The organism is Flavobacterium sp. (assembly GCF_043779715.1).
Classification (GTDB): Bacteria; Bacteroidota; Bacteroidia; order Flavobacteriales; family Flavobacteriaceae; genus Flavobacterium.
In genome coordinates, this window is sequence record NZ_JAYWDT010000125.1 from 1 (window position 1) to 7,880 (window position 7,880).

Sequence of the window (7,880 nt, forward strand, 5' to 3'; positions counted from 1 at the left end):
GATTTAGATTGAATCGTTATTGGTAAGCTGTACATTACTCTCACAGGTTCACCGTTCATTTTTCCGGGAATCCATTTAGGGGATGATTTTATAACACGCACAGCTTCGTCACCAGTGCCGAAGCCAATATCGCGAATGTTTTTTACGTCACTAATACTACCGTCTTTTTCAATGATAAAAGTGATGTAAACCTTCCCTTTTAAATTGGGTTGTTCTGGAGTTTTAAAATTATTGCCGACAAATTTGTAAAACTCCATAATTCCTCCCGGAAAATCTGGTTTTTCTGTTATTCCAGCGGTAGTGTAAATATCTCCAACTTGATCGCTGGCAGTCAATTTCGAAGCTTCTGCCTGATAGTCTTTTTCTAAAACAGTAATTGTCTCATTATTTAATTTCACTCCTTTGCTGTCTACTCGAAAGCCATATCTGTTGTAGTATTCTCTTTCTGTACCTTTTGTTACATAAAAATGAATATCATTGTTGATGTTAATATAGCCGTTAGCAGCAGGGTTACCGTTAATGTCTACAGATCCTTTTTCATTAAAATAAAGACTGCCAATTTTGGTAAATTCTTCATTCTTAATTTTAACGACCTCTAGTTTTTTTCTTTTTACGGTGTCGCTTGGTTTTTCTGACTTTTCAACTTGTTGCAATGCAATTTTGGCTGTTGCAATCTTCTTATTTAAAATGGGTTGCTGTTGTACGATAGTAGTGTTCTTTTCTCGTGCAACAGTTTTTGTACATAAAGAAAATAATAGTACTGCAAGTACTGGAGCAATTGCTATTTTCTTAAGTATTGAAATGTTTTTTGATGTGGTTTTTGTCATCATGAGTAAACATTTTTTAGTTATTAGATAGTTCAAATTACTGGCCAAGTAAAAAGTTGGGTTCGCGTTTGCCTTTGAGAGCAACAAAGATTGATAAAACGGAACATTGTTATAGGAGGTCACTACTTTTTCATCGGCAAGAAATTCGTGGTTGAGTTGTATGGCTTTTTTGTAAAAAATAAAAATGGGGTTGAACCAAAAAACGGTTTTCAATAGTTCGATGAATAAAATATCCAACGTGTGTTTTTGGGTTACATGTGTGAGTTCATGTGTGTACAATTCGGCTTCAATTTCACGGTTGTTGTATTCTGTTTAGTTGATGAAAATCGTATTTAGGAAAGTGTGCGGCAATGTTTTTTCGGGAACCAAAATCAATTGGGCATTCTTATAATCAATTGGTTTATTTGATCTCATTTTAGACGAAATCTTGATGATATTACTGAAAAAACGAATCGCCAAAACGAGTGTTACTACAGCATACAAACTCCATATTCCTATAACCAAATAGTTTGTTTCCTCCAGTATTGCAGCGCTTCCTTGCAGTATCTGGATATTTCCCGGATTGACTGTAGGTTGTGCTATTTCCTGAATGACTTCGATAGTTATGAATGGAAGTACCATTGAAAAAACAAGGCTGAACAAGAAGTAAAACCTATTGAAAACGTGTATTTTTTCTTTTTCCAAAAACAAATAATACACTGCCAATAGCACCAATAAAGTAATTGTCGATTTAATTAGAAAGTAGCTCATTTTTTCTTTTTTAGAATTTCACTGTTGATTATATATTTCGTTGAACCTCATTAATAATTACTGGTTTTGTAACTGTGCCTTCTTTTATTGTTTTCTCAATTACTTTGAAAAAAGCTTTTTTGTCTTTATCCTTTAAATGCTTTTCAAAATAAGAGTTGCTAAATAGTAGATAATGATTTAAATTAGTTTCTATAGATTTTCCATTTAAAGTTGGATTGTAATATCTTGAATAGCTTACAATATAATTTGCGTTATATTTTTTTAAATCGATATTGTTGATTTTTTTGCCGTCTAATATTCCTGAAAATCTAGTGTCATTTATCCAGGTTTCAAATTCTTTTTTCGTTGGACTTTTCCTGTTGATTGCCGCTGGAGCATTGCCAATATAAGATCTCTTTTCATTTAGCGTAAGAACTTCATATTTTTTATTTATTAAGATTTTTTTGCGGTTGTCTTTTACAATTAATCGAACGTCGTCGTAATAGGCATCTCTTTTTTTATCCTCAGATAGTGAGGAATTATCCTTGTCATTTGCTGGTTGTGTAATTGTTTGGACGCATAAAAATAGTACTAGTCCAGTAAATAGCGGTATCAAAATGATTTTCTTAGCAATTGATTTCGAGCTTGATGTGGTTTTTGTCATCATGAGTAATCGTTTTTTAGTTATTAGATAATTCAAATTACTGGCCAAGTAAAAAGTTGGGTTCTCGTTCGCTTTCGATAGTAATAAGGATTGGTAGAACGGAACATTGTTATAGGATGTCACTACTTTCTCATCGGCGAGAAATTCGTGGTTGAGTTGAATGGCTTTTTTGTAAAAAATAAAAATAGGGTTGAACCAAAAAACGGTTTTCAATAGTTCGATGAATAAAATATCCAACGTGTGTTTTTGAGTCACATGCGTGAGTTCGTGTGTGTACAATTCGGCTTCAATTTCACGGTTGTTGTATTCTGTTTCGTTGATGAAAATCGTATTCAAGAAAGTATGCGGCAACGTTTTTTCGGGAACCAAAATCAATTTGGCATTCTTATAATCAATTGGTTCATTTGATCTCATTTTAGACGAAATGGTATTGATATTGCTAATAAAACGAATCGCCAAAACGAGTGTTACTACAGCATACAAACTCCATAATCCTATAGCCAAATAGTTTGTTTCCTCCAGTATTACAGCGCTTCCTTGCAATATCTGGATATTTCCCGGATTGACTGTTGGTTGTGCTATTTCCTCAATGACTTCAATAGTTATTAATGGAAGTACCATCGAGAAAACAAGGCAGAACAACAAGTAAAACCTATTGAAAACGTGTATTTTTTCTTTCTCTAAAAACAAATAATACACTGCCAATAGCACCAATAAAGTAATTGTCGATTTGATTAGAAAGTCGGTCATTTTTTCTTTTTTAGAATTTCACTGTCGATTATTTTCTTGAGATCTTCCAATTCCGTTTGAGACAAATTCGTTTCAGTGGTAAAGAAAGATGCGAATTGTGACGCCGAATTATTAAAGAAATTACTAATCAATCCGTTGACGTGTTTCGAGAAATAGTCGGTTTTCTTGACCAAAGGATAATATTCCCGGGAGTTCCCAAATTCAGTGTAAGCTACAAACTGCTTGTCGATCATTCTTTTTAATAAAGTAGCGATTGTTGTGGTAGCGGGTTTTGGTTTTGGGTAGGCTTCAAGCAAGTCTTTCATGAAGGCTTTTTCGAGTTTCCAAAGGTGTTCCATTACTTGTTCTTCGGCGTTCGTGAGTTGTTGCATGTTTATTTAATTTCTATTTCGGAAAATGATTCTCCGTTATTGTATTTCTTTATTGTTATTAATTTTCCATCTTCATTAAAGAAGTTCCAGTCACCAAAATAAAACCAATGCGCGTACTGATCCCTCGTTTCCATTTTTGTTTTTCCTATGGATTGTATTTTTCCATTTTTATGATAAAAAGTAGTGCTGCAAATGTTGTCTTTGTATTTTTCTCTTTTAATGATTTTACCATTTAAGTAATAACTCCATTTTTTTACGGGATCTCCTTTTCTGTATTTTCCGATTGATTTATAATGGGAAGTATCCTCTGAGTAATTTTCAATCCATAGTCCTTCCTTAAGTTTATTTTTCATTTGATTGGTTTTGCAACCAAATAATAAAAACACCAAGCCGATTAGAATTACAGATTGTCGCATAAAATGATTTTGTTCTACGAAAATAGAGTTTGCTCTACAAATGTAGAATAAAAAATGAAATAAACAAATTTTTAAGAAAAATAATTTGGTGGTCAGGGGTTTACAAGAGGATTTGGTGTGTAAGTCCTGTTAACTCCTTAGATCGATTTAATAGTGGCTCTAATGTAGCCATAAGAATTTTGTTATATTTAAAAGAGGCAAACGAAACATACACTCGATACGTTGACCAAGTATTTTAGTATCTAATAAGTTCGGTGTGAAATTTTAAATAATACATTTGAGATATGAAATATAGGAAATGGAGTTTAGAAGACCACTTAAATATCAAAAAGTGGAAAAAAGCGAAAGGAAATTAAAGTTAATCACACAAATCAAATATTACTTTATCATCTTGAAGTATAAAATTGTTGTTATTCCAAAACTCAGAATCTTCTTTAAGTGTAATATTCTGATTTATTTTTTGAAGAGGGCGCTCAATTTTTTCTACATTAGAATATTTAACATTAATAGACATTACATTATTCACTAAAAAGTTTTCACTTAAAATTACATTATCGGCTATTGATGTAATTATGGATTTATTTATGACATTACAATAATTTATAAAATATTTACCCTCATGTGTTTTATATGTAAAAATTATTTTATGCAGCTTTTGAGCCATTTTGTCTTTTTGATTCTTGATTTCAGAAGGCTCTCTTACAACGCAATGTTCATATTTTAGTACCGCAAAAGTTTCAGTATCTATATATAATATTCCAGATGATTTTTTTGGAGCAGGATAACCATATCCGGTAGAATATGATCCAGGCGAATTATTGACGAAACTAATTTTATAAACTTTTCTATCGTTATATAGCAAGACTTCCTCTTTTTTTAAATTGTAAGAAGACGTTTTATATAGTACATTAGACTTACTCAATATTACATCTCTGTCAAAAATAAACGCAAAATTAGTTATTTTACCATACTGATTATTAATATTATCTTCAGCTAATGTGTGCATTTGTTGTATTTCACCATATAATCCTTCGTCAGGTGTATTTACTCCTTTCATTCCATTAGAATTGTATGTATTTATAACCGCTTCTATGTTGGATGTAATTTTATTTTTTTTGATGATTTGAGTTCGGAAATAAAATTTTTGATTGTTTGGATCTTGGTAATAGTTAAGTTCAATATTATTTCTTGCTTTTGTAACAATATCTTCGGCGGTCAATGATTTTCTTGCGGAATTAACGACAACTTCATCTAAAATTATTCCTTCAAATTTGTGTGATCTTAGTCTAATGTTTATCTGGTTTTTATTAGTACTTATTATGCTCGAAATATTGATTGTGTCCGTGGCGTATCCCATTGCGGAAATTATTAATTTGTCTTGAAAATCCTTTTTTTGAATAGTAAAACTAAAAGCACCATCTTTATTGGCAACAATACTTCTTTTAGTTTTCACTAGGGATACTTCTGCATTAGGTATTACTTTTCTATTTTTTGAATCTGTTATTTTTCCAACAATAGAAAACACTTCTTCTTTAGAGTTGTTAATGACCGGTTTTGGATAACTTCTTATCTCTGGTTGGTATGATTTTTTAATAAACAGTAATCCATCAAATATAAAACCCCATTTTGCCTTGAAAGGAATATTTCCTAATGCAGAACAATAATAGCTATTGTTGTCATTTTTATTAAACTCAAAAAAAGTTTTTGAAGTAGCTTTATCATATAGCTGTTGCTCTATGCTATTAAATGGTGGTTGCAGTATAGGAAATGGTTTTTCATCTACAATTCCATATTGTCCCTCAAAGGATGAAAAAGCGATGCTGTAAATTTGCTCGCCAAAGTGTTTTTTTAATAACTCGCCCATTGGAATTGCTCCTTCAAGTAATTTTGAACCATCACCTGTTTTGTAATCACTATATCCAGTGTTTTTTATTTCATTAGACGCATATTGTTTGAAATAATCTTCTGTCTCGTCTGTATATTCAATTTGGTTGATGTTTTTAGAAAAATGGTAAGAAGCTCCCCAGCAAATCATCTTATCGTTAGGGTAAATTTCAGATAAAAAAATAAGATTTTTTGCCATTTGCTCATCTCTAGGATTTTGTACAGCAATTTTTTGTTTCTGTAATTGCATTATATCAAACGATACATCTGCAATTTTACTAACAAAAACTTGTTTCATTATTTTTTCATCAAAATTTACATTTTCAATTTTATTGAACGAATCCATTATTAAATCAAAATTTTTATATAGCTCAAGCGAATCTTTTTTATTCGATGCCACATCTTCTAAATCCCTTGAAACAAATGATTTTTCTATACTTGTGATTACGTTTTCAGGAAAAGTAATTTTTCTGTTTTCAAATAGTTTTATGAAATCATCCATAAAATGATTTTTAAATATAGACCCTTCTTGTGAATCAAAACCTAAAATCTTTATTGGGTCATTTTGTTTGGCTCGTTCGTCTACATAATTCATTAAATTTTGGAATGCTTTTGTGTCAGACCATATTCCAAAAACTGCTTCACTGAAAACGGAAATATCTGATTTACTTTTAGAATACATCTCAAAAGCTTTATAATGATCATAAAAACCACTTTCAAAAACAATTGTATTGTATCCCATTTTTTCATGAAGGTATTTTACAATTTCTACTTTTTCGTCAAATGTAGCTCCGTCTCCATGTGATTGTTCTCCTAATAAAACTATCTTTTTTGATTTAATCACATTTTCTAAAAAAGAGTAATCATTCTTGTTATTTATGATGAAAGACTTCCCTTCAATTGGAGTTTGAGAAAAAGCAAGGTTGTAAAACAAGCTTATAAGAACAGTTGTGAATATTTTCATATTATTTTTGAATCATTTTGAGATACTATTTCGCAAATCGAAAGATACCGCCTTTCATTACGCTATTGTTTTGTAAATTTAATGATTATATTTGAAAGAAAATAAAGATAAAAAATGATTTCAAAAAACCATCAATCCTAAATCGCTAGGATATGCATAAGGCGTACCTGATGGCGCAGAATTACTACGGTAGTTCGGCTAAAGCCTCGGGTACATTTTGTGCCGACTACTATTGAGAACAACCAATCAAAAAAAACATTGCTCTATCAAACAAGAAAGAGTATAATTTTTTACACAATGTAGTTTCTTAATTGGTTTTGTTTGTTCAACTTTGCGGGCACGGAATGTAATTCCGCGCTATCAAATCGATAAATTTAGTGCGTATTCGCGCGATCGGAGATTCTCAGGTGACTGATTTTAGTTTTTATCAACTAGTGTTTTGTAGCCATAACTTAGAATTTCTCGAATCGATTGAGAAATTTTAAACATCCACCAAACATTACTACTATACTTTTTATGGATTTTAGATTTACAAAATATAGCTTTATTAATGCGCTATGGTCATTGATACCAATTTTTCCAACTTGGACATTGTTTCCTGGTCTTCTCGCGGCAATGGGCTTAGAAAAAATCACTGGTAACTGTGAAACTGGCTATTTAATTGTTCTTTGGTTTTCAGCAGTAACGGTAATTGGAATGATGGCTTTCTATGGCTATAGGTTGGACAATATTTTGCTAAAGACTGAGAGTGAAGTTAAACGTAATTTTAGATTTTATTCTTTGATCATATATACCTTATCAAATACTGTTTTATTAATTACTTTGCTTGGTGTGGATTTGGCATGTTACGGAGACGGCCAAACCTTGTTAATGTGCATCTTTTCAGGACCACTTGCAAGCTTAGTTCTTATTGCTTTTGGGTTTCTATTGGATTTAAAATAAAGTATTTCCACTATTTTTCTACAACTAAAACTATCTTATCTCCTTTAAGAAATCTATCAACGAGCAATAGTTTGCGTTAAGGATGGAAGTGGAAATCCTTTTTAGACGCCTTTTCGGCGGCTAAAAAGATTGAGAACGAACAGCCTGACCCGCTATTTTCGGCGGGGAACGCCCAAAAAAATCCGCCCTGTGTAGAGCGGATTTAGTATGTAATGAAAGGAATTTATTTTGACAACTCCACAAAATATTTGTAAAACAACGGGATGGTTTCGATTCCTTTTAGGTAATTGAAGATTCCAAAGTGTTCGTTTGGCGAGTGAATGGCATCGCTGT

Annotated in this window: 7 protein-coding genes; 1 reads left to right on the plus strand and 6 read right to left on the minus strand. The window is 31.7% G+C overall.

What is annotated here, in order from left to right; genetic code table 11:
* The 6 genes from ACH2BG_RS06360 to ACH2BG_RS06385 form a co-directional block, all read right to left on the minus strand.
* The coding region (locus tag ACH2BG_RS06360) for a M56 family metallopeptidase (RefSeq protein WP_395046874.1) at positions 1-1,106 on the minus strand (1,106 nt) is incomplete at its 3' end.
* A gap of 33 nt (positions 1,107-1,139) precedes the next feature.
* The gene (locus tag ACH2BG_RS06365) at positions 1,140-1,577 is read right to left on the minus strand and encodes a hypothetical protein (protein WP_395046875.1); all 438 of its coding nucleotides are present in this window, start codon (positions 1,575-1,577) and stop codon (positions 1,140-1,142) included.
* A 28-nt stretch (positions 1,578-1,605) separates the two neighbouring features.
* Entirely contained in the window at positions 1,606-2,970 is a 1,365-nt protein-coding gene (locus tag ACH2BG_RS06370) for a regulatory sensor-transducer, BlaR1/MecR1 family protein (protein ID WP_395046876.1), read from the minus strand.
* Positions 2,967-3,341: a BlaI/MecI/CopY family transcriptional regulator gene (locus tag ACH2BG_RS06375; protein WP_114755158.1), complete on the minus strand. Its 375-nt coding sequence runs from the start codon at positions 3,339-3,341 to the stop codon at positions 2,967-2,969. The genes ACH2BG_RS06370 and ACH2BG_RS06375 overlap by 4 nt, the downstream gene beginning before the upstream one ends.
* Positions 3,342-3,343: 2 nt before the next feature.
* Positions 3,344-3,694, minus strand: coding sequence for a hypothetical protein (locus tag ACH2BG_RS06380; protein WP_395046877.1), 351 nt, complete (start codon positions 3,692-3,694; stop codon positions 3,344-3,346).
* Between the two features lie 421 nt (positions 3,695-4,115).
* The gene (locus tag ACH2BG_RS06385) at positions 4,116-6,605 is read right to left on the minus strand and encodes an erythromycin esterase family protein (RefSeq protein WP_395046878.1); all 2,490 of its coding nucleotides are present in this window, start codon (positions 6,603-6,605) and stop codon (positions 4,116-4,118) included.
* A gap of 516 nt (positions 6,606-7,121) precedes the next feature.
* On the opposite strand from ACH2BG_RS06385, the gene ACH2BG_RS06390 reads away from it, so the two are divergent.
* A complete protein-coding gene (locus ACH2BG_RS06390) occupies positions 7,122-7,547 on the plus strand; it encodes a hypothetical protein (protein WP_395046879.1) in 426 nt (141 codons plus the stop codon).
* The last annotated feature ends 333 nt before the right edge of the window (positions 7,548-7,880 follow it).